This is a genomic window from Anaerococcus obesiensis ph10 (genome assembly GCF_000311745.1).
GTDB lineage: Bacteria > Bacillota > Clostridia > Tissierellales > Peptoniphilaceae > Anaerococcus > Anaerococcus vaginalis.
This window is the reverse complement of sequence record NZ_HE978531.1, coordinates 193,428-216,753: the sequence shown is the minus strand read 5'-3', so window position 1 is coordinate 216,753 and position 23,326 is coordinate 193,428. Positions and strand designations below refer to the sequence as shown.

The window sequence follows — 23,326 nt, the reverse complement described above, 5'->3', positions numbered from 1 at the left end:
AAACACCAGCTTAAATTATTAGGCTAGTGAAAATTATTTTTTTGATTTTTAATCATATAGCTTTATTCCCATTCTTCAAGCTCAACTTTTTTAAAAATTTCATCTATAAGTTCTTTTTCAGCAATATCAGGACTAAAGGCTGTTGCACTTCCACAAGCTATTGCAAGTTTATATGAATCAAGTTTTGAAAGTCCTTTCATATAACCGTAAATATATCCTGCAACCATGCTATCCCCACTTCCTACAGAATTAATTAATTTTCCTTCAATAGGTTTTGCTTTATAAACTATATTACTATCAATAAACATTGATCCATCTTTTCCAAGTGAAACAATTACATTTTCAGCTCCTTGGTCAATTAATTTTCTAGCATATTTTACAATTTTTTCATCACTATCAATTTCATCATCAAAAATTTCAGAAAGCTCATCCTTATTTGGCTTTACCAAAAATGGTTTATAAGATGAGAGTTTATATAATTTTTTACCAGAAGTATCTAGAGCAAATCTTACATTATCCATTTCAAGTAAATTTACAATAACCCTATAAAAATCATCTCTCAAAGATTTCGGAATTGAACCAGATATTATTACAAAATCATCTTCTTGCAATTGGTCTAAATAATTTAAAAATTCTTCAATTTCTTCTTCTTTAATTTGAGGACCTTGGGCATTAATTTCAGTTTCTGTTTCATATTTTAATTTCACATTTATTCTAGAATCATCTTCTATCCTTGTAAAATCTTCCGCGATTCCCAAATCATTTAATTTTTTTCTAATAAAATCTCCTGTAAACCCTCCAAGAAAACCAATATTTACAGATTTTTCTCCAAGATTTTTCAAAAGTTTTGAAACCATTATTCCCTTTCCGCCAGGATATTTTTCTTCACTATTACTTCTTAAAGTTTCTCCGTCCAAAAATTCATCTATTCTTAGAACATAATCAATTGATGGGTTTAAGGTAAGTGTGTAAATCATTTCTCCTCCTCAATAATTTCATTTATTTTTTTATTTATTTTAGAAAATAAATATTTTTAATTTAATATCAACTCTTATCCAAAAAAATGAGTCAAGATTATTATAGTACATTTCACATAGAAATGGAGCTTTTTACTTTAAATATTGATTTTTTCTTTTCAACTTGTACAGTTAATATACAAAAATCATTTGAATCGAGGTGAAAATAATGACATTTTTAATTCAATGGATTGCAAACGCAATTAGTCTTTATCTTCTTGATATTTTATTTGATGGAATAACTTTTACAGAAAATAAGGCAATAATAATTACAGCTTTAATATTGATGTTTGTAAATGCAATTATAAAACCAATTTTAAAATTATTATCTCTACCATTAACAATTGTAACTTTTGGTTTATTTTCTTTTATAGTAAACGCAATTGTTTTACAAATTACATTTAATCTTGCAAGTGGTGCAAGCATAAATTCATTTGGAACTGCTTTAATTGCATCAATAATTCTTGCAATAATAAATCCTGCAATAAGCAATTTTTTCGACAAAAAATAAGACTCTTGTATTTTTTACAAGAGCCTTTTTTGATTACAATTTAATTTTTATGACAATTTAAATTTTTCCTCATCATTTATTAATTCTTTTTCTTTAATTTCTATATCATCAATTCTTATAAATCTATCCTTAGCCAATTTTTCCAAAAATAAATCTATTTTTTCTCTATCTCCTTGAATATTTAATTCAACATCTCCATCATATAAATTATTTACATCTCCAGTTAAGCCAAGTTCATTTGCAAGCAAATAAGATTTATATCTAAAGCCAACTCCTTGTACTCTCCCTTTAAAAATCATATTATATCTTTTCATTTTTTACTCCTTATTTATTTTCTACCCATCAAAATTAAAAAATATTTCTTTACAAAAATTATTATAAGCATATAATAAAAATAACACCCCCACACGGTGTTAGTTAGGAGGTAAAATGAAAGAACGCTTTGATGTTAGTGGAATGACTTGTGCATCTTGTCAGGCAAATGTTCAAAAAGCTGTCGAAAAACTCGGCGTTGATTTTGTAAATGTAAATCTTATTTCGGAAACCATGACTGTTTCTTATGATGATGGAAAAATTTCTGAAAATGATATTATAAAAGCTGTTGAAAAAATTGGCTATGGAGCAAAGCCAAAAAATAAAAAAATTTAAAAGAAAATAATAAAACTTTTGATGAAGAAAAAATTGTCAAAAACAGATTAATTATTTCTTTTATATTTTTGATTCCACTTATGTATGTTTCTATGGGACACATGATAAATCTTCCACTTCCTCATTTTTTAATGGGAGCGCGTGGCAGTGTAAACTTTGCTTTTTTGCAATTTTTATTAACCTTGCCAATAGTTTTTGTAAATAGAATTTTTTATATTTCCGGTTTTAAAGCTCTTTTTAACAAAGCATCTAATATGGATACTTTAGTAGGACTTGGATCTTTTGCCGCATTGATTTATGGAATATTTGCCATAATGAGAATGGCTTATGGTCTTGGCTTTGAAAAATTTGAAATTGTAGAAAATTATAGGCATAACCTATATTTTGAATCATCAGCAATGATTTTGACTTTGATTACTTTGGGAAAATATTTCGAAAAAAAATCTAAAGGTCAAACAAAAAAATCTTTGGAATCTTTGATGGATCTTGCTCCAAAAAAAGCTAGAATTTTAAAAGATAAAAATGAAGTAGAAATCTTGGTTGAAGATTTGAAAAAAGGAGATTTGATTTTAGTTAGACCAGGAGAGGCAATTCCTGTTGATGGAATTGTAAAAGAAGGTTCATCTCTTGTTGATGAATCTGCAATAACCGGCGAATCAATTCCTGTAAATAAAAATATTGGAGATGAAGTTATTTCTGCAACTTTAAATAAACAAGGCTCTTTTATATTTGAAGCTACAAAAGTTGGAGAAGATACTACGCTTTCAAAAATAATTGAACTTGTAAATCAGGCAAATGAAACAAAAGCACCGATAGCAAAACTTGCCGATAAAATTTCTGCAATTTTTGTACCAACTGTAATGATAATTTCTTTATTTACTTTTGTAATTTGGATGATTTTAGGATATGGATTCGAATTTTCTTTAAATTTTGCAATTTCTGTTTTAGTAATTTCTTGTCCATGCGCCTTGGGACTTGCAACTCCAATGGCAATTATGGTTGCTACAGGAAAAAGTGCCCAATTTGGACTCTTATTTAAAAATGCAGAAAGCTTAGAAAATCTTCACAAAGTTGATACAATTTTACTAGATAAAACTGGAACCATAACTGAAGGAAAACCACAAGTTACTGATATAATTTCAGAAATTGATGAAAATGAATTTATAAAAATTGCAAGCTCAATCGAAAATAATAGCGAGCATCCCCTATCACACGCCATAAGCGAATATGCAAAAGCTAAAAATATTCAAGCAAAAAATATAGAAGACTTTGAGGCGATTTCTGGTAAAGGAATAAAAGCAAAATATGAAAACAAAATTTATTATGGTGGAAATATTTCCTTGATGAAAGAAAAAAATATAGATTTAAAATCCTATGAGAAAAAAGCTGATAAATTTTCAAATGAAGGAAAAACTTCTATGTATTTTGCTGATGAAAAAAATGTAATCGGAATAATAGCCGTTCAAGATAAACCAAAAAATTTATCAAAAATTGCAATTGATGAAATGAAAAAAATGGGCTATGAAGTTAGGATGATTACAGGCGATAATGAAAAAACTGCTGAGGCAATAAAAAACGCCTTAAATATTGACGAAAAATACGCAGAAGTTTTACCCCAAGACAAGGAAAAAGAAATTAAAAATTTGCAAAAACTAGGAAAAAAAGTTTTGATGGTTGGAGATGGAATTAATGATGCGCCAGCACTTGCAAGGAGCGATGTGTCAATGGCAATAGGAAATGGAACAGATGTAGCCATAGAATCTGCCGATATTATTTTAATTAACAATAATATTTTGGATATTGTATCAGCATTAAAACTTTCAAAATCAACCATAAAAATTATTAAAGAAAATCTTTTTTGGGCATTTTTCTATAATATAATTGGAATCCCACTTGCAGCAGGTCTTCTCTATCCTGCTTTTGGATTAAAACTTTCCCCAATGTTTGGAGCCTTTGCCATGAGTTTTTCATCAATATTTGTTTGTTTAAACTCACTAAGACTTAGAAAATTTAAAGCAAATTTTGAAAACGAAGAAAAAATAAAAGAAGAAATTCAAAAAGAAAAAAATAAAAATATAAAGGAGAAAAAAATGAACGAATTAAACAAAATGATAGTAAAAGTAAATCAAATGAGCTGTAACCACTGTAAAAATCGTGTAGAAGAAATTCTTAAAAATATTTCTGGAATCGAAAATGCCGAAGTTAATTTAGATGAAAAATTAGCAGAAGTCGATTACTTTGGAGCAATTGATGAAAACGAAATAAAAGAAAAAATAAATGATGCTGGATATGAATTTGTCGGCATAGAGTATAAATAATGCAAGCTGACAAAGATAAAACCCTAAGAAAATTAAAAACAGTCAGAGGGCAGTTAGACGGACTTATAAAAATGGTTGAAGATGACAGATATTGTATAGATATTTCAAATCAAATAATGGCATCAATTTCAATTTTGAAAAATATAAATTCCGATGTCCTCTCTTCCCATCTTGAACATTGCGTCTACAAGGCACTTGATAAAAATAATGAAGATGGAATAGAAAAAATCGAAGAAATTGAAAAAATAATAAAAAAATTATCCAAATAATTTAAAATCTTTGTTAAAAATTGTTTATTTCGAAAAACTTCGGGTAACAATATAAGGTAAACAAGTTAATAAGTTGAAATTTAAAAGGAGAAAATTATGGATAGAATTGAAAACAAAGAAATTCAAGCAGAATACGCAAACGAAGTAAGTGAATATACAATTAACGACAATGTAATAGCAAAAATCGCAAAAAAAGTTTTAACAAAAACAGACGGAATTTTAGAATTGAAAAAAAATGTTTTTTCATCAATAGCTGATAACTTTACAGACGGAGAAAATACATCAGGAATTTCAATCGACGTTGACGATGCAAAAAATGCTGTAGTTCACACAAAAATAATTCTTGAATACGGCAAAAAAGCTCAAGAAGTATTCGCATCATTAGATAGAAATATCAAAAAAGAAGTTTATAGCCTAACAGGAATAAACGTACAAGCAGTTAAAGCAGAAATAGTTGATGTTTTAACAAAAGAAGAATACGAAGAAAAAAATTCAAAAGATAAAGAAGAAAAATAATTAAAAATATTTAAGGGACTGTTGTAGAATTATGATTATTTATAATTTTTACAACAGTCCCTTTTTCTTAGAAATTTTTAATCATATTCATAAAAGCAGAATTATTTTCTAAAATTTTAAAAATAAAAATGCCAATTATAGATACAACAATAAATTCACTCATCATAAATTGTCCAAGCATAATAATGAAAGCAGTTGATGAATCTAACAAAATATAAGTTCCAATAGCTGGAATAACCATAGATAAAACTGGAAACAAAGATGCTATGAACAAATTTTTTTGTCTAATTATCATCATAAAAGCCAAAAAAGATGCGAAAGTTCCAAAAATCACATCAAACACAGCAATATCAGACGCAAAATTAGCCAAAAAACATCCCAATAAAAGTCCCGGAATGAATCTTTTGTTATAAAAAACCAAAAGAACTAAAATTTCACTAAAACGTAATTGGATAGGTCCGTACGCAAGAGATGGGAACATTAAAGTGATTATTGCATACAAAGCCGCGATCGCAGCTGACTTAACTAAAAAATTTGTATCCTTAAAATTATATCCTTGACTAGACATAAATACCTCCTTGATTTTTTTCGGATGGGTCCCAAGTAAACATCCACTACACATTATAGCATATACAAACTTAATAATGAAATAAATAAAAAGATTTATAATTTCACTATTAAAAATTTCCCCTTGTTGACAAAAAATTTATAAAATGGTATTATTAATAAGTCAGCAAGTTAGTGCCATTAGCTCAGTTGGTAGAGCACCTGACTCTTAATCAGGGTGTCCAGGGTTCGAATCCCTGATGGCGCACCAAATTTAACGCAGATTTTTATCTGCGTTTTTTTATTTTTAATTTTTTTATTTCATTTCTTATTGTTTCAAAAATTATTTTTGCAAACTTCTTAGTTAATTTTTAGACATTTTAATTTTTTGGTATATAATAATTGTATAATGAACGACATCCGAAAGGAGTTGTATCAGGAGGTAATATGAATAATAAAGAAAAAACTCGTAAAATGGTAACTGTTGCTATGCTTGGAGCAATCACTATGGTTTTAGGATTCACTCCGATGGGATACATTCCCCTAGGTCTAATTAATATTACGACCATGCACATACCAGTTATTATAGCTGCAATTTTAGAAGGACCAATCGTTGGTTGTCTTGTGGGATTTATTTTTGGTCTATCTTCGATAGCAAATGCTATGCTTAGACCTGGTCCAATTTCATTTGTTTTTTATAATCCAATAATTTCAGTTTTGCCAAGAATTTTAATAGGAATTTTTGCAGGACTAACTTTTAAAGGATTAAAAGACAAAAATAATGAAAAAATTAGAAAAATTTCTTTGATTTTGTGGACAATTCTTACAGGATTTTTAATTTATTTGGTTTTTTATAATTTAACTCATCAAGCAAAAATATATCAAATTGTAATTTCTATAGTAATAACTATAATTGCTATTTGTATGCTTTATTTAACTTATAAAAATAAAAATTCAAATCTTTCTGTAGCTATTGCATCTTTTGTTGGAACAATGACTAATACTCTTTTTGTTATGGGCTTTATTTATTTGTTTTATGCAGAAAAATATGTAACAGCCTTGGGTATTTCTGTTGAGGCTGCAAGGAATACAATTTTTGGCGCAATAATTACAAACGGACTTCCAGAAGCTATTATGTCAATAGTTTTGGTTTCTGCGATTGTAAAAGCTGTTAGAAGATAATAAAATTAAATCCCCTAGCTTTTATATTTTTCTTATTGGCTTTGCCAGTAAAAATTTTAAAAAGCTGAGGGATTTTTTTTAATTATTTTTTATTATTTCTGTTGCAAGCTCAAGCATATCAACTGCCAAATAATAATTATCTCCTAATAGATCATAAACCAAATCTTCTGAAAAAATTCCTTGGCTAATTTCCGGATCAATTTTTCCTTGATTTGATTCTTCTAAGTCTTTCATATATTCTTCTGACGAATAATAATCGGATAATTTTTTATAATCTTTTTGGCTGTTCTTAAATTTTTCAAGTGCCTTTCTAAAATCTTCTACTTCTTTGGTGTTTTTGTTTAGAATTTCTTCCATTTCTTTTATTTTATTTATATCTGCCATTTTAGCCTTCCTTTTTTTAAATTGTTCATACTTTTATTACCCAATTTAAATGTTTTCAATTATAAAAAACTGTTACAAAATTATAAATAATAATCCTGCAACAGTCCTCTTTCTATATATTTGATTTATTTATTATTTCTTTTAATGTTTTTGCACTTTCTTTCATTCTTTCATCTTCTGTATCAGTAAGTGGAACTTCAAGAACCCATTTTACTCCATTTTTTCCGATAACTGATGGAGCTCCAATAAAAATATCTTCTAAACCATATTCCCCATCAAGATATGATGAAGTAGAAAATACAGAATTTTGATCATTTATAATTGCTTCAACAAGTCTAGCAAGTGCCATACCTATTCCGTAAAAAGTTGCGCCTTTTTTATCAATTATTTCATAAGCTGCATTTTTTACTTTTTCAAAAGTATCTAATAATTCTTTTTCGTCAGTTTCGCTGTGGCTTTTAACCCATTCATACAAAGGCATACCGCCTACATTTGTGTGTGACCAAACTGCAAATTCGCTATCTCCATGTTCTCCCATTATAAAAGCTTCAACGCTTCTTGGATCAATTCCTATTAAATTTGCAATTTCTTTTTTAAATCTTGAAGAATCAAGAGTAGTTCCTGTGCCTATAACTTTATTTGCTGGAAATTTTGAATATTTCCAAGTTGCATAAGTCAAAATGTCAACTGGATTTGATGCAACTAAAAATATTCCATCAAAACCACTATCTACAATTTGTCCAATCATATCTTTAAAAATTTTAAGATTTTTTTCTATTAAATCAAGTCTAGATTCTCCAGATTTTTGTGGAATTCCAGCAGTAATAACTACTACTTCTGCATCTTTACAATCGCTATAATCTGCCTTGTAAATGTGTTTTGGATTTGTAAAAGAAAGCACATCGGAAAGATCCATGGCATCTCCTTCTGCTTTTTTTTCATTTATATCTATAATTCCCAATTCTCTTCCAATACCAAGAATTGTAGAGGCATAAGCAAAAGAACTTCCTACAGCTCCATCGCCAACTAAAATTATTTTACTGTCTTTCATTATTCCTCCCTAAAAATTTTATTCCTAGCTTTTTACTAGGATTTATAAAATTATTATACACCTTTGCGAGGAAAATGATAATAATTCTTAATCATTTAATCATTAACAAATAAATTCGAATTATTTCTTAAATAAAATAGCAAACTAATATAATCTTTTTGATAAGGAACAAATTCTTTTTCGTCAATAATTTTAATTAGCTCATTTAAACTTACAAATTTTGCATCAGAAACTTCTTCTTTTTGCAATTTTAATTTATTTAAATCTATATTTTTATTACTTATTATAAAGACATCATCAATTCTAAATCCAGTATTTACCGAAATATTTGGATAAGATTTTGAAAAATCATATTTTATTCCAAGCTCTTCAAATAATTCTCTAGATGCAGCTAGTTGTGAACTTTCTCCGCTTGATACAGCTCCAGAGACTGTCAAGTCCCATAAATTTGGCCAAGATTTTTTTATTTTACTTCTTTTTTGAATCAAAAGTCTTCCCTTTCTATCAAAAATTAAAACATGGATGATAAGTCGATAAAGACCTCTTGGCACAATATCTCTTCTTTCTATAATTTCTCCAGTTTTATTTCTAAAATTATCGTACAAATCTACATACTCTTTCATCAATCTCTCCTTTATACATTAATTTATTCTTACCCTATTTGACAATTTAAAAGCGACAAATAATTGCCGCATTTAAATAATTTTATTTTAAATTCTATTAAATAAATAAAATCCAAGAAAAATATGTAATCCTATAAAAATTGGAATGCCTATCATAAATTTTTTGTGACGAGTTTTATGATGAATTAATTTCATGGTAATATACATAAAAAACGCTCCTCCCATAAAGGCAAATAGCAAAAGAATATTTTCCCTTATTCTATTCCTTTTAAATTTTTTTGAAGCAATTTTATCATAAATCACAAGAAAAATCGAAATTAAGGAAACAAATATAAAATAAATTATTAAATATTTAATTTTCATTTTTAATCAAATCTTCAAAAATTTCTACAAATTTTTCTTTTTCATCTACAAATACAGCATGACCAGAATTTTCAAATTTTATAAAATTAACCTTGTTTGGAAAATATTCAATACTTTCTAAAACATCGTCAATTGGTATAACCATATCTTTGTTTCCATGAATCCATGTGACTTTTTTATTTATTTTTTCAATCAAGCCACTTCCTTTTTCCTTGGTGTTATTGTAGGTTACCATAGCAAGGAGCGATTCCAAAAAACACCTTTGTTTTAGAAAATCTTCAGCCATTTTCCTTAAATCATCAGGATTTGGATCGTTGACATTATAAATTGTTTGCCTAAATAAATCTTCAAAAAAATCAATATCCTTATCTTTTATTCCATTTAAAATAGGAACCGTAAAAGAATGATCGTGTTTAATGTTAAAATTTTTCAAAAAATTAGGAAGTTTTAATTTTTTATCGTCATCATTTATATCTTTATCTTTTGGCATAACAAAACCCTTAACTCCAACAGAAGCTATCAAAATTAATTGCTTTATTTTTTCAGGAAACATTCCTGCAAAATCCATGGCAACAAGTCCTCCCAAAGACCAGCCTACAAGAGAAAAACTATCTATATCCAAAGAATCAGCAAAATATTTCAAATCCTCTGCCCACTCTCTCATTTCCTTATGCTTATTTTCATAAGAGCTTTCCCCGTATCCAATTAAATCTGGAGCAAATACTTCAATGTTTTCATCAAGACCTTCCAATAAATCTTCAAAAAATTGGGAAGATGATTGAAAACCGTGAATCAAAATAACTTTATTTTCTCCACAGCCCACATGCCTATAAGCCATGGTCTCGCCATTATCCAATTTTATTTTTTTAAATTCAATTTCACTCATTTTTTCCTCTGTTTTTATATAATATACTGATATTTTATCAAAAATATGTCTTTCAATCTAATAATTTTTGGTTAAAATTATCAATAAATATCGCACCTATAGGAGCTGTAATTAAAATTCCCAAAACTGCCATCGATAAAATTATTTCTCCACTAGAAAGTCCATTTGCAAGTGGAACTGCTCCAATGGCTGCTTGAACGGTTGCCTTTGGCATATAAGAAAAAACTGTAAATAATTTTTCTTTTTATTTAAATTTGAAGTCGAAATTGAAAGCAAAGTTCCCAAAGACCTAATAATAAGCGCCAAAAAAATCATAACAATTGAAATAAATCCAAGTTTTCTTATATAAAAAATATTAACTTCAGCTCCAACCAAAACAAATAATAAAACTTCCGCAAAAATCCATAATTTTCCAAATTTTTCTGAAAGTCTTAAAGAAACTTCATAATTCGCTTTAATTTTGAAAACACAACTCATAGCTATAACTGCCAAAAGAGATGAAAAAGCAATTTTATCTTTTAATATATTTTCCATTGCAACTAACAAAAATGAAATAGCAAGAATTACTATAAGCTTAGTAGAATTTCTTATCATATCGCCTTTTTTATAAAAAAATTCAAAAACGATATATAAAATATAGCCAATAATAGCTCCTACAATAATTCCCAAAATTATAGAAATTGGAACATTTACCAAAGAAACCAAACTTACATCTTCTCCCTTTGCCATTGACAAAAATGATGAAAACAAAACAAGAACAAATATATCATCACAAGATGCACCAGCAAGAATCATTTGTGGGATTGATTTTTCAACTCCCTTTTTTTCCTCAATTAATTTTACCATTCTTGGCACAACAACAGCTGGCGAAACTGCTGCAAGAACCGAACCCATTAAGAGTGCATCAACACTTCTTATTTTGAAAAATATTCTTGCAAAAATAAAATAGGCTAATATTTCAAAACTTGCAGGCAAAAATGACAATAAAATTGCAGATTTTCCTATTCTTTTTAAATCAGAAATATCCAAAGAAAGACCAGCTTTAATTAAAATTACAATCAAAGCAATTTGCCTAAGCTCTGATGAAATATTCAAAGTCTTTGAATCAATTAAATTTAAAACATTAGGTCCTAAAATAATTCCAGTAAAAAGCATACCAATTAGAGCAGGTATTTTTAATTTTTTACAAAAAAATCCAAATATTAATCCAAAAATAATAATTAGACCAAAAGAAACTAACATAAATCCTCCTTTTTGGGACAAAAAAACTGATGAAATCTGTCCCCAAATAAGTAACAGAAGTCATCAGCAAAATGCGGTTTTAGAAATAATCTAAGGGAGAACTTCATTCCCTTTTAGTATTATAAATTTTTTGAAAAAATATGTCAATTTTTAATTTTTATAAATTCCTTGAACTCTTCTAAATTTTTTGCCATAAAAAATGGATTGATTAAAAATTCTTTTTCAACACTTGTTGGTAGGCTAGGAAGAGATCTTGAAAGTTTTTCTTTGGCCTCACTTATTGCATCGTCCATAATTTTATCTTTAATAATTCTTTTTGATGATTCTATGCAATCAATAGTGTATTCATGAGCTGGATAAATTAAAATATTTTTATCCAATTGTTTAATTTTTTGAACGGAATCAAAAGAACTTTGATAATCTCCAGTAAAAACTCTTCCACAACCCGAAGAAAATATAGTATCTCCACAAAATAAATTTCCATTTACCAAATAAGAAATATGTTCTTCAGTATGGCCATTAGTTTTTAAAACTATAAATTTATATCCAAAAATTTCAAACTCATCTTCATCTTTTAAAGTAATATCATTTAAATTTTTCGTTTCAGCTGGCCCATAAACTCTTACATCTTTAAATTTTTCCTTTAATTTTTTTACTCCACCAACATGATCCATGTGCTTGTGAGTTAATAATACTGCGCACAAATTTTTATCTTTCAAATAATCAAAACAAGGATTTGCCTCGCCAGGATCAATTAAAATTACCTCATTTTCTTTTTCTATTGTCCAAATATAATTATCTTCAAAAGCTCTAATAAAATTTATTTTCATAAAAACTCCTCTCAAAAAATTTATACCCAAAAATCAAAATAAAAAAAGTAGGCAAAAGCCTACTCAGACTATTGACAAAGTATACAAACCCTCATGCTAAGAATATCATACGTAAAAAATTGAATTGATTTCAAATTTAAAAATTCGTCAAAAATCGCACTCTAAAATTTAAAGCAATGATATTTTATTAAATAAATTAACTTCAATTAAATTTTAATTCTTCGTTTTATTCCGAGGGATAAATATTAAAATCGTGCCACTGGCACAATTTTAAACTATTTATCTGTCATCGCGTTAGTGAGTTTGCGATTTTAGAATTTTGAAATTTAGAAATCAACAATTTTTGTAGTCAGATATTCGTGCTTGAGGGGTTGTTTACAATCTGAGTAAGTAAAAGCCTACTAATTTAATTTATTTATTTTCTTTTGTAGAGTCATTTCCAAGTGCGAAAAATTTCTTTCTAATTTTTCTTCCTGTTTCTGTTCCTGCTATTCCACCTATTCCTGTTTCTCTTAAAGCTTCTGGTAAAGTAGATCCAACTTCTCCAGCTGCTTTACAAACTTCATCAAATGGAACTATGCTTGTGATTCCTGCCATTGCCATATCAGCAGAAATAAATGCGTTTACAACTCCAGATGCATTTCTAAAAGTACAAGGATATTCTACAAGCCCTGCAATTGGATCACAAACAAGACCTAACACATGCAAAAATGCAAAACTTGCTGCGTGAAAACAAACTTCTGGGCTTTGATCGTAAAGAAAACATGCTGCAGCTGCTCCCATAGCTGCTCCTGATCCTGTTTCTGCTTGGCAACCGCCTTCAGCTCCTGCAAAAGATCCATAATATCCAATTATTTTTCCAATTCCAATAGCTGTTAGCATGGCATCAACCATTTTTTCATCAGAAAATCCTTCACGTTTTTTAAGAGAATATAAAATTGCTGGCAAAATTCCAGAAGATCCTGCAGTAGGACTTGCAACAATTTCTCCCATAGCTGCACTAATTTCTAGAGTTGAAAATGCCATTGCCATTGCCTCTGTGACAAAATTTCCTGTAATGGATTTTCCTTCTTTTGAATAAGCGTTCATTTTTTTTGCAAATCCATCAATCATACCCATTGCAGTTTTTGTTTCATGATTTAAATTTCCTGTTGCAGATTCTTCCATAACCTTAAACATTTGTTTCAAATTAAATAAAATATCATCTTTATTGATTTGCGATGATTTTAATTCTTCTTCAAGAACTAAATCTTTGATGTGGACTCCTCTACTTTCACATTCTTCTATAACTTCAGATGCTTTTCTAAACATTATCTAACCCCTTCTATATAATTTGCGTAATCATATCTCTTATTATTTATAATCTCGTCAATAATTTCTACTTCTAATTTTTCATTTAATTCAACTATTAATGTTACTTCATCGTCAGCTTTTACTGTTTTCATACTTTCAATATTGTAATCATTAGTTGCTAAAAGCTTACTTACTTCATAAATTACGCCTTTTTGTTCTTTGTATCTTAAAATAATTGTTGGGAATTTTCCATTATAGGAAATTGACACATCATTAATTTCAATTATTTCTATATTTCCACCACCAATTGATGAGCCAGTAACTGATGATTTTGTTCCATCTGGATAATAAAAAACAATTTTTGCAGTATTTGGATGAACCGGTCCCAAATCATCTTTTATAAAATGATATTCAAGACCTTCATCGTCGGCAATTTTAAATGAATCTCTTAATCTTTTGTCATTTGGTCTAAAACCTAAAACTCCTGCAAGAAGTGCCTTGTCAGTTCCATGTCCCTTATAAGTTTGAGCAAATGATCCATGAAGATGAAAATCTACCCTAGTAAAACCGTCTTTTACAATTGATATAGCAACTTGTCCAATTCTTGCAGCTCCTGCAGTATGAGAAGACGAAGGTCCTATCATAATTGGTCCAATTATATCAAAAACTCCATACTCTTTCATAATACCTCCATTTAATTATAAAAACCTTTGCATTATATTACAAAAACTTACATCTAATATTATATTACACTTTTTGATAAAAAAATAAAAGCCAATTGATATTATTTTGCTAAAATTTTGCAAAATAATATCAATTGGCTTCGATTAGTTTTAATTTTTTAAAAATATAAAAATTTAAATAGATAGAAAAATTATATAAAATTGCAGCCAATAAAAAATAAATTATTGATGGTAGTTTATTTAATAAATTTGTAAAAACTGGACTATAAGAAAGATAAGCATAATTTAAATTAAATTTCAAATTTATTATTTCAGTTATTAGCAAAAATACATTTACAAATATAAATAAAAATTTCAAATTTTCTTTTTTTATTTTAATTTTGTCGACTATTAGGAAAAATAGCGAAACCCAAAATACTAAAAAATGTGTCAAAAAGAAATTTACATACATAATATGAGGCCATGAATATGGCATTAAATCTGGAAAAATTAAGCCAATTATTCCACCTATTAGTCCCCAAAAAATTGTAAGAATTTTTAAATTATTTGAATTAAATATAAGTGCAAAAAATCCACTATAAATACTTATCCTACAAGTGTATAAGGGCAAGGCTTCATTTATTGTATCTTTTCTTACAAAACAAATAAAATATAAAAAACTTATCTGCTGAAATGCCAGCAAAAAAATAAAAATAAATCTTACATATTTATATATTTTTTTATTTTCCCTGATTTTTCTTCTGTATTTATATAATAAAATTGCTACAATTACCATAAAGGCAAATAAAATTAAATGCAAAAAACTATATGAATCAAAGACAAAACCATCTTCTTTTCTTCTAAAAAATTCATCCATAAAATTATTCATTACTACTCCTAAATTTTCTAGCTACTAGCATATAATAATTTTTATTTTTAGTCTATTGTTTTTTATCAATTAATAAAATAAATTTTAAATTTCTCAATAAAAAAAGCCAAAAGATTTTTTCTTTTGGCTAATTTTTATATTAAATTTTTTAATTATCCTTATCAAATGCTATAAATGCATTAGAAATTCGTCTTCCTAAATTATGCATTGATTCAAATTGTGGACTACCCCCATGACTTACTGGCTCATCAAAATCACTCAAAAATGAAATTGCAAAAACACTATCGCCAACATCTATTATAGCAATATCATTTTCTATTCCACCATCTGGATATTCTCCAGACTTATTTAGTCCCTTAGCTTTTTTTGGCAAATCTGCCAACAATTTTATTTTTGATGTTGTAGTATTTTCAGACATTGCTTTCATTGCTATGTCGCAATGCTCACGGCTAATAATTTCTCCATCATAAATTACAATCAATGCCTTATTAAGGTCTTTTGCATTTACAAGATTGGCTTTGCCTCTTCCATGCATTTTTGTATATAAGGCACATCTATTTTTTCCAGTTACTTTATTTATCATTCTCCCTACATTTAAACGTGCAGTCTTCATATCATTATCGCCAATTTTATCTATTAGCCTATCTGTAGCTTCATTGTTGGAATCTCTTAACATTAAATAAATATCATCTTCCACATCTTTTTCATCCAAAATTCCTTCTTCAACTTGTCTATAAGTTTCAAGTGCGATAAAAATTTTAATAGTTGATGCCGCAACTTGTGCCTCATTTTCGTCAGAAGATTTTTTCTCAATAGATATATTAGATTTTCCACTAATTGTATCAACTGCTACTTGCCAATCGCCCTTTAAATCTTCAGTTTCTTCATCAATTATTTTTTCAATTTTTGTATAAAGATAATCATCAGTCACTCTTTTATTTTTATATTCATTAGAATCATCTTTATCCTTTTCATCAGCAAAAGTATCATTTGAATCATATAATTTTTCTATATCATTTAAATACCTATCAGATTTAAATCCAACCATACTATTTTTTGCAGGATGTGGTTTAATTTTTTCTGGTTTTTTGTCTGACTTAGATAATTTAATAATAAAAATTAAAACAAAAAGAATTATAATAGCCAAGGCAAAACTAGGAATATTTTTCTTATTTTTTCTCATAGTTCCCCCAATAAATATGTACTTCTAATTTTATGCTAGCCCATTTGCAAATTAGTGTCAAATTTTTAGCGTCTTTTTATATAATTTGTAATTTTAAAATAAAAAATTCTCCTATCAAATATAGAAGAATTAATTATTGCCTATTAAATTATAAAATTAAATTCCTAGCATTTCATCTGTTATTTGAACTTCTTCACGATAAAATTCTTTATCTGTAAATTTTAATGGTTTACGCAATAAAACCAAAGGAAATTGATGAATTAAGCTATTGTAAGATTCAATGCACCTATTTAGTTCAATTTTGCTATTAGATAAATAATTTTCGCTATTAATAATTTCATCTAATAAAGTTTTTACATTTTGATTGTTGCTAAGTTCTGGAAAATCATTAATAAAATTTCCAAACTCTTGTGAACTTGTTACAAGCACATCTTCATCGCTATAAGTTTTCAAACGATCTTTAGTATTTTTTTCGTGACGTTCTTCTTTTTTTGTATAACTTGCTTTTGCAATATCAATATAAGATTCTTTTTCGTTTTTTTGATGTTTATCTATCAAACGATTTGCCTTATCAATTAAATCACGATTTCTAATTTTTATAGATTCAAGACTGCTTGTATTACTATAAATTCTTTGCTCCAAAGACTTAGCAGCATTATACTGATAAATGAAATTTGCAATAAGAGCACACGCAAATCCAAAAGTCACACTTGCACCACTAAAAGGCTCTACTGTCATCTCAGCATCTTCTGGAGTAATTGTCATAGAAAAAATCATAAGCCAAACAATAGTTAATAAAAATCCTAATCCAACGAACACACATACAGATTTAAATACACTTTTTGATTTCATAATATCTCCTCAAATTTTTATACTATAAATATACAAAAAATACTTAATAAAGTCAACACAATTAAGCTTAAATTGAAAATCTAAATTTAATTGAAAATTTTAAAATAAAAACAAGAATCTTTAAAAGAAAATGATCCTTAAAAGATTCTTGATTTAATAAAAATAAACAAAAATGAATTTTATTAATTTTTAAATTTTAATAAGCTATTTTATCTAAGGGAAAATAAATATTTTTCATTTAATTTCTTGCTTATTTTTTTTAGGAACTTGTATAGCCATAAAAATTGAACCAGCAAAAAGAAGTACGCTTGCAATAATCATAAGATACAAACCCGTTGTGGCAAATTCCATGTATTGTTCAAATGATTGATATTGAAAAATAGCTATAGCTAAATTCAAAACAGAAAATACAATAGTAAGAATTTTTTTATAAAATCATTTTTATTTTTCCACTTTATAAATCCATATTAATTTTTAATTCCAAAAATTATTGGAAATAAAAAAAGACCCAAGTGGGTCTTAAATTACTATTTTCTTCTTTTTTTTCTCTTTGCTGCCTCAGATTTCTTTTTTCTCTTTAGGCTTGGCTTTTCGTAGTGTTCTCTTTTTCTATATTCTGTTAGAACACCGGATCTTGCGCATTGTCTTTTGAATCTTTTAATTGCACTATCTATTGATTCGTTTTCTCCAACTTTGATCTCTGTCATCTCTATCCCCCCTCTCGTATCACACAAATAAGTTTGAAATCAACCTGGTGGCCATTGTAAGGATCTTTGTGCTAAAACATGAAAGTGCATGTGTTTAACACTTTGTCCTCCATCTTCTCCTGTATTGTTGACTATTCTGTAGCCATCTTCTGCTACATTTAGATCTTCTGTTATTTTTTTTATAACCATAAAGATATGAGAAATTATATCCTTATCTTCTTCATCTAATTTAGCCAAACTTTCTATGTGTTTTTTTGGTATAACAAGAAAATGGATAGGTGCTTGTGGATCTAGATCATTAAATGCAATTACTTTTTGATCTTCATAGATTATATCTGATGGTATTTCTCCGTCAGCAATCTTACAAAATACACAGTCCATACTTCACCCCCATTGATAAATATAATATCATATTTTAATAAAAAGGTAAAATTTTTTTATAATTTTTACAAATTTATTTCTTTTATCTTTTCTTTTTTATAATACTTATTAATAATCCTAAAATAATTCCAAATATTGCTGGAATCAACCAGCCAAATCCTAATTCAAAAGCTGGTAGATAATTTTTTGCAAAATCTACAATTCTACTTATAGAATCCGTACTTGAAATATTTTTTTGCAAAGCTTTAAGCAAATCAAAAATTGAAAATATAGCTGTAAAGAAAATAGTTAAAGAAAATATTCTCTTGTTTTTGCCAATTATTGGATATGCCAATGATAAAAATATTAAAACTATTGCAAGCGGATACAAATACATCAAAACTGGTATTGACAAGCTAATTATTTTTTGAAGTCCCAAATTTGCTATCAAAAATGATATTAAGGTAAAAACTACAGCATAAGCTTTGTATGAAAGTGTATTTGGATACATTTGTATAAAAATTTCAGAGCAGGCAATGATTAGTCCAATAGCTGTTTTTAAACAAGCTACTATTACTATTGCAGCTAATAAGATCTTGCCGAAATTTCCCAAATAATAAAATGAAATATTAGATAAAATTCTTCCACCGTTATTGCCTAATTTCATTATATTTACAGAAGATGATGACATAAAAGATAAAGAAATATAAACTGTGCTCATAGCAATCAAACAAATTACTCCACTTTTTAAAGTTTCTTTAGCAATTTGATTTGAATCTTTTACTCCAAGTTTTCTAATACTTGAAATAATTATTATTGCAAAAGCAAGGCTTGCAAGAGCATCCATTGTATTATATCCATCAAGAATTCCTGTAAATAATGGATTTTTTTGGTAAATTTTAGTAGGTTGATTTTTTGCCAAATCTCCCATTGGTTTAATGATTGCAAAAATAACCAAAACTGACAATAAAATCAAAAAAGTTGGTGTCAAAATTTTTCCTATATTATCCATAACTTTGCCAGGTTTTAATGCAAAAGCTAAGACAGCAAGAAAAAATATTAATGAAAAAATAAATAAAAATAATTTTATTTTATCTTCAGAAATATTTGGAGCAATTCCAACTTCAAAAGCTACAGTTGATGTTCTTGGAATTGCAAAAAATGGTCCAATCGTCAAATACAAAGCTGTTGTAAAAAAATATGCAAATTTATCATTTACAGTCTTTCCCATTTCAAACAAACTATCATTTTTTGAGATAGCACTTGCTACAACTCCCAAAATTGGAAGTCCAACTCCACTAATTATAAATCCCAAAACAACTTTATAAAGATTAGTTCCAGAATTTTGTCCAAGCTCAATTGGAAAAATTAAATTTCCAGCTCCAAAATACAAGCCAAACAACAAAGAACCAACTAATAAAGTTTGATTAAAACTAAGTTTTCTTTTCATATAATTCCCCTATCTTTTCAAAATTAATATTTATATAAATATTCCTAATTTTATACAAAATATTACTTAGATGAATTATAACACAAGAAAAAAAATTATAAAAGCAAATCTACATATTTCTAGCAAATTTTCCAAAAAATTTTAAAAATCAAAAATAAAAAAGAGCTATCAAAAAGCTCTTTTAAATCTTACAAATATTTATGATTTATTTTTTATCATAATCTCAAGAAGAGATTCATATATTGGTTCATTATTGAAATTTTCTGTTAGTAAATAAGCCACAAGACTTACAATTATAATTGGCAAGAAAAAATCAATCCTTCCTCCTGTCATTTCAATTATTAAAAACATTCCTGTCAGAGGAGCTCTAACAATTGATGCAAAATGAGCAGCCATTGCAAGCATTGAAAAAATTATAATTTCATTTTCGCCAACTAAATTAAATTCAAATAAAATACAGCCATAAAAATTTCCAATTAATGAACCCATAGCAAGCAAAGGAAAAAATATTCCGCCTGGAATTCCAGAGCAAAAAGCAATTAACAAGAGCAATAATTTCATAAAATAAAAATATATTAAAGTTGAAATTTCATAATTATCTCCTTGGGCAAGAGAAATAAAATTTTCTCCACTTCCCAATAATCTACTATCAAAAAGTAAAAAAATACTTGTGATAAAAAATGGAATTATAGATTTTATACTTTGAGAAATAGGCAATTTTTTATATAATTTTTTTCCAAACAAAATCCCCTTATTAAATAAAATTGAAGAAAACCCAACTAAAATTCCTAAAAAAATCAAATAAATCCAAAATCTCATAGATAAATTTAAATGATTTTTAATTTTTATTACAGGATCATTTCCTATAATCAAACTTGTTACAATGCTTGATGAAATAATTGTTGATGTTATGTAAATAAAATTAATTCGAGAAGTTTTTTTCATAAGTTCTTCAAGGGCAAAAGCAATGGCAGAAATTGGTGCTGTAAAAGCACTCGTAATTCCAGAAGCAGATGAACCAATAATCATTATTTTTTTATCATCGTCATCTAATTTGAAAATATTTGCCATAACTTCACCAAGAGAGCCTCCTATTTGTACAGAAGGTCCTTCCCTTCCCAAAGTCAAACCAGAACCAATAGCAAGCAAGCCTCCAATAATTTTATTAATCAAACAAGACAAGGCACTATAATCCAATTTATCATTCAATTTACCAGAAATTTGAGGAATTCCACTCCCACCAATCATAGGCTCCTTGTTTACACAAATCGAAACCAAAAAACCAATAAATATAAATGCAAAAACAAAAATTATAGCATTTAATAAATTTTTTTGACCAAAAATTATTAAATTAGAAATTACAAACATAACTTTTGGAATTAAAAGTCTAAATAAACTTACTACAAGGCCTGCACATAAACCAATTATAATTGAAATCAACAATAATTTATAAGAAATACATTTTTTCATTCTAACCTCATTTAATAAACCAACCAAATATTTGCAATTTGATCTTTTATGCTATTATATGACCAAGATTTCTCAGAATTTTTCATAGAATTTGGATCATTTATAACAAATCTTCCATTTTTATAAGAATCAATAACCAAAATATGTCCAAACAAAGTAAAATATCCCTTATTCACAGAAACAATAAGGCTTCCCCTGTCAAGAGCATTAATCATAGCGTCTTTATCATTTTCAATATTTTCAATATTATGGCCATATTTATTAGCCTCATCAGCAAAAAATTTCCACTCAATGCCTTCACTTCCCATATAAGATTGAGCATCCTGAGCAATATTTGAAGGACTAATATCCAAATTTGGATTTAATCTTTTTAAAACCATAGCCATAGAAGTAGGACCACAACCTGCAAATCCAATATTAGAATTTCCCAAATTATTATAGGCCCACCTATTATCCCATTGTAAAAAATAAGGAGTAAGTCTTCCATAATTTACACTTTCACCAGGATAATATTCAAAATCAACTATTCCATTTTTCAAATTATAAACAAACTCACAAGTATCTATATCATTTCCAACAAGATAAATTTCACTGTCAGTTAAGCTATCAAAATTTTCATAAAGCCAATTAATTTTTTCATTATCATCTTTGTGTTTTTCAATATTTTTATATAATTCATCCATATCATCAGTTTTTTCCTTATTAAAAATAAGGCCAATCAAATCATCAACCCCTCCCGTAATCGAACTTGATTTAACTAATGAAAAAATAATTGAAACTAAAAAAATAAGAAAAATAAATTTTAAAAATTTTTTCATATTATTACTATATCATAAGCACATAAAATTTAATAGTAGACATAATAATTGTTTTAATTCTAATTTTTTATTTTTAAAAATTTATATGACATTTGAAATTCAAAATAAAAAGAAGGTGTTACCCCTCTTTTCATTAATTACTATTTAAAATTATAAAAAATTTGTATAATTTACACATACATAATATTCATATCTACATTGCCTCTTATGCCATTAACCTTTCCTTGAGATGAATATTGCCATGTAGTATAAGGACCTTTATAATCACATTTATAATTATATTGCGCAACCCATACAGGGTATTTTGGAGATATTTTATTCATATTAATTTGATTATTTAAATAAGAAGTATATGAATAAAATGAGCCTTTATATCCTAATCTTGTAATTTCATCAAGAAATGCTAATGAAACTTCCGCGTCTTTTTCTTTTCCAATTTTATAAGTTCTTCCATAATATCCATTAGATTCTGAGTATAACTCTCTATCAAATGCTACTGGTAATGTAAGTTTTGATTTATATGGTCTAATTATTGAATCCACATATCTAGCTTCTAAAATAGCTTCATCTCTCGTTATAGCTTGTGAATAATGATATATTCCTACTTGCAAACCAGCATTTAAAGCTCCTCTTATATGTGAATCAAATTTACTATCTTTATATAGTTTTCCATTAGATGCATAGGAACCTGAAGATCTAATTATAACAAAATCTATTCCCGCTTTTTTTATTTCATTCCAATTAACAATTTCATTCCAAACTGAAATATCTATGCCTACTTTTGATTTTAAATATCCATTATTGTCAAAATAATATTTTAAGCCATTAATCATTACATGCCCTTTGGCTATACTTCCATCAGAAAAAGAATATGATGTTTTACCATCCTTTATAAACCAACCTGTGCTAACTTTTGATGCACTTCCATCACTTCCCATATAATATGAAACTTTAGGACCAAATGTTATTATTTGATTTACATACAACTCTCCAAAATTATTTTTTGAAAAATATTTTTTACCATTTTCTTCTATCCAACCTATTTGAGATAATATGCCTGTATTTATATCTGAATGTCTTAATACTCCGTTATCTTCAAACACAGATTTTAATACGTAACCATTATTTCCTAAATAATACGCTACTTTTGGCCCAAAAGTTATTATTTGGTTTCTATATAATTCTCCAAAATTATTTTTTGAAAAATATTTTTTACCATTTTCTTCTATCCAACCTATTTGAGATAATATGCCTGTA

At 27.4% G+C, this 23,326-nt stretch carries 27 protein-coding genes, 1 tRNA gene, 1 pseudogene and 1 riboswitch; of the genes and pseudogenes, 6 read left to right on the top strand and 23 right to left on the bottom strand.

The window, feature by feature from the left end; genetic code table 11:
* Positions 1-62: 62 nt before the first annotated feature.
* Entirely contained in the window at positions 63-977 is a 915-nt protein-coding gene (pfkB, locus tag HGAG_RS01110) for a 1-phosphofructokinase (RefSeq protein WP_019117550.1), read from the bottom strand.
* A 208-nt stretch (positions 978-1,185) separates the two neighbouring features.
* On the opposite strand from pfkB, the gene HGAG_RS01105 reads away from it, so the two are divergent.
* A complete protein-coding gene (locus HGAG_RS01105; RefSeq protein ID WP_004838965.1) occupies positions 1,186-1,527 on the top strand; it encodes a phage holin family protein in 342 nt (113 codons plus the stop codon).
* A gap of 47 nt (positions 1,528-1,574) precedes the next feature.
* On the opposite strand, the gene HGAG_RS01100 is transcribed toward HGAG_RS01105, so the two are convergent.
* Positions 1,575-1,841 carry an acylphosphatase gene (locus tag HGAG_RS01100; RefSeq protein ID WP_019117549.1) on the bottom strand — a complete coding sequence of 89 codons (267 nt, stop codon included), beginning with the start codon at positions 1,839-1,841 and terminating at the stop codon, positions 1,575-1,577.
* A 115-nt stretch (positions 1,842-1,956) separates the two neighbouring features.
* On the opposite strand from HGAG_RS01100, the pseudogene HGAG_RS10350 reads away from it, so the two are divergent.
* The 3 genes and pseudogenes from HGAG_RS10350 (at position 1,957) to HGAG_RS01085 (ending at position 5,278) form a co-directional block, all read left to right on the top strand.
* Positions 1,957-4,493: pseudogene (locus tag HGAG_RS10350) on the top strand (heavy metal translocating P-type ATPase).
* Entirely contained in the window at positions 4,493-4,762 is a 270-nt protein-coding gene (locus HGAG_RS01090; RefSeq protein ID WP_004838968.1) for a metal-sensing transcriptional repressor, read from the top strand. The pseudogene HGAG_RS10350 and the gene HGAG_RS01090 overlap by 1 nt, the downstream one beginning before the upstream one ends.
* A gap of 96 nt (positions 4,763-4,858) precedes the next feature.
* The gene (locus tag HGAG_RS01085) at positions 4,859-5,278 is read left to right on the top strand and encodes an Asp23/Gls24 family envelope stress response protein (protein WP_019117548.1); all 420 of its coding nucleotides are present in this window, start codon (positions 4,859-4,861) and stop codon (positions 5,276-5,278) included.
* Positions 5,279-5,345: 67 nt separating this feature from the next.
* Here the strand turns inward: HGAG_RS01085 and HGAG_RS01080 are convergent, their stop codons facing one another.
* Positions 5,346-5,846: a QueT transporter family protein gene (locus tag HGAG_RS01080; protein WP_019117547.1), complete on the bottom strand. Its 501-nt coding sequence runs from the start codon at positions 5,844-5,846 to the stop codon at positions 5,346-5,348.
* A 173-nt stretch (positions 5,847-6,019) separates the two neighbouring features.
* Between HGAG_RS01080 and HGAG_RS01075 the strand changes: the two genes are divergently transcribed.
* Positions 6,020-6,095 (top strand) — tRNA-Lys (locus HGAG_RS01075).
* Between the two features lie 176 nt (positions 6,096-6,271).
* Positions 6,272-7,006 carry an ECF transporter S component gene (locus HGAG_RS01070; protein ID WP_019117546.1) on the top strand — a complete coding sequence of 245 codons (735 nt, stop codon included), beginning with the start codon at positions 6,272-6,274 and terminating at the stop codon, positions 7,004-7,006.
* Positions 7,007-7,084: 78 nt separating this feature from the next.
* Here HGAG_RS01070 and HGAG_RS01065 read toward each other — a convergent pair whose 3' ends face one another.
* The 20 genes from HGAG_RS01065 to HGAG_RS10340 form a co-directional block, all read right to left on the bottom strand.
* On the bottom strand, positions 7,085-7,390 hold the full coding sequence (locus HGAG_RS01065; RefSeq protein ID WP_019117545.1) for a DUF4298 domain-containing protein: 306 nt from the start codon (positions 7,388-7,390) through the stop codon (positions 7,085-7,087).
* 112 nt (positions 7,391-7,502) lie between these two features.
* Positions 7,503-8,441: an L-lactate dehydrogenase gene (locus HGAG_RS01060; RefSeq protein ID WP_019117544.1), complete on the bottom strand. Its 939-nt coding sequence runs from the start codon at positions 8,439-8,441 to the stop codon at positions 7,503-7,505.
* 95 nt (positions 8,442-8,536) lie between these two features.
* Positions 8,537-9,064, bottom strand: a complete 528-nt coding sequence (locus tag HGAG_RS01055) for an NUDIX hydrolase (RefSeq protein ID WP_019117543.1) — start codon at positions 9,062-9,064, stop codon at positions 8,537-8,539.
* A gap of 87 nt (positions 9,065-9,151) precedes the next feature.
* Entirely contained in the window at positions 9,152-9,427 is a 276-nt protein-coding gene (locus tag HGAG_RS01050; RefSeq protein WP_019117542.1) for a DUF1294 domain-containing protein, read from the bottom strand.
* Positions 9,417-10,313 carry an alpha/beta fold hydrolase gene (locus HGAG_RS01045; RefSeq protein WP_019117541.1) on the bottom strand — a complete coding sequence of 299 codons (897 nt, stop codon included), beginning with the start codon at positions 10,311-10,313 and terminating at the stop codon, positions 9,417-9,419. The genes HGAG_RS01050 and HGAG_RS01045 overlap by 11 nt, the downstream gene beginning before the upstream one ends.
* Positions 10,314-10,365: 52 nt before the next feature.
* The gene (locus HGAG_RS11820; protein WP_244263790.1) at positions 10,366-10,527 is read right to left on the bottom strand and encodes a hypothetical protein; all 162 of its coding nucleotides are present in this window, start codon (positions 10,525-10,527) and stop codon (positions 10,366-10,368) included.
* Complete coding sequence (locus HGAG_RS10345; protein ID WP_244263789.1) at positions 10,455-11,555, bottom strand: cation:proton antiporter; 1,101 nt, start codon at positions 11,553-11,555, stop codon at positions 10,455-10,457. Before HGAG_RS10345 ends, HGAG_RS11820 begins: the two co-directional genes overlap by 73 nt.
* Positions 11,556-11,602: 47 nt before the next feature.
* A riboswitch (Fluoride riboswitch) is annotated at positions 11,603-11,675 on the bottom strand.
* Positions 11,676-11,698: 23 nt separating this feature from the next.
* Positions 11,699-12,385, bottom strand: coding sequence for a hydroxyacylglutathione hydrolase (gloB, locus tag HGAG_RS01035; protein WP_019117540.1), 687 nt, complete (start codon positions 12,383-12,385; stop codon positions 11,699-11,701).
* Positions 12,386-12,796: 411 nt separating this feature from the next.
* Positions 12,797-13,696: an L-serine ammonia-lyase, iron-sulfur-dependent, subunit alpha gene (gene sdaAA / locus HGAG_RS01030; RefSeq protein ID WP_019117539.1), complete on the bottom strand. Its 900-nt coding sequence runs from the start codon at positions 13,694-13,696 to the stop codon at positions 12,797-12,799.
* Positions 13,696-14,361 (bottom strand): L-serine ammonia-lyase, iron-sulfur-dependent subunit beta, encoded by a 666-nt coding sequence (gene sdaAB, locus HGAG_RS01025; RefSeq protein WP_019117538.1) that lies wholly within the window; start codon positions 14,359-14,361, stop codon positions 13,696-13,698. Before sdaAB ends, sdaAA begins: the two co-directional genes overlap by 1 nt.
* Before the next feature lie 130 nt (positions 14,362-14,491).
* Complete coding sequence (locus HGAG_RS01020) at positions 14,492-15,229, bottom strand: YwaF family protein (protein WP_019117537.1); 738 nt, start codon at positions 15,227-15,229, stop codon at positions 14,492-14,494.
* 148 nt (positions 15,230-15,377) lie between these two features.
* Positions 15,378-16,412: a serine hydrolase gene (locus tag HGAG_RS01015; RefSeq protein ID WP_019117536.1), complete on the bottom strand. Its 1,035-nt coding sequence runs from the start codon at positions 16,410-16,412 to the stop codon at positions 15,378-15,380.
* Positions 16,413-16,568: 156 nt separating this feature from the next.
* Complete coding sequence (locus HGAG_RS01010; protein WP_019117535.1) at positions 16,569-17,264, bottom strand: LemA family protein; 696 nt, start codon at positions 17,262-17,264, stop codon at positions 16,569-16,571.
* 234 nt (positions 17,265-17,498) lie between these two features.
* Positions 17,499-17,663, bottom strand: coding sequence for a hypothetical protein (locus HGAG_RS11530; protein WP_161600164.1), 165 nt, complete (start codon positions 17,661-17,663; stop codon positions 17,499-17,501).
* A 128-nt stretch (positions 17,664-17,791) separates the two neighbouring features.
* Complete coding sequence (gene rpsU, locus HGAG_RS01000) at positions 17,792-17,971, bottom strand: 30S ribosomal protein S21 (RefSeq protein ID WP_004838985.1); 180 nt, start codon at positions 17,969-17,971, stop codon at positions 17,792-17,794.
* A 39-nt stretch (positions 17,972-18,010) separates the two neighbouring features.
* Positions 18,011-18,352: a histidine triad nucleotide-binding protein gene (locus HGAG_RS00995; protein WP_019117533.1), complete on the bottom strand. Its 342-nt coding sequence runs from the start codon at positions 18,350-18,352 to the stop codon at positions 18,011-18,013.
* An 82-nt stretch (positions 18,353-18,434) separates the two neighbouring features.
* On the bottom strand, positions 18,435-19,781 hold the full coding sequence (brnQ, locus tag HGAG_RS00990; protein ID WP_019117532.1) for a branched-chain amino acid transport system II carrier protein: 1,347 nt from the start codon (positions 19,779-19,781) through the stop codon (positions 18,435-18,437).
* Between the two features lie 198 nt (positions 19,782-19,979).
* Complete coding sequence (locus tag HGAG_RS00985) at positions 19,980-21,251, bottom strand: ClC family H(+)/Cl(-) exchange transporter (protein ID WP_019117531.1); 1,272 nt, start codon at positions 21,249-21,251, stop codon at positions 19,980-19,982.
* Between the two features lie 11 nt (positions 21,252-21,262).
* Positions 21,263-22,069 carry a C39 family peptidase gene (locus HGAG_RS00980; RefSeq protein ID WP_019117530.1) on the bottom strand — a complete coding sequence of 269 codons (807 nt, stop codon included), beginning with the start codon at positions 22,067-22,069 and terminating at the stop codon, positions 21,263-21,265.
* Positions 22,070-22,239: 170 nt separating this feature from the next.
* On the bottom strand, positions 22,240-23,326 hold a 1,087-nt coding region (locus HGAG_RS10340; RefSeq protein ID WP_040401562.1), incomplete at its 5' end, for a glycoside hydrolase family 25 protein.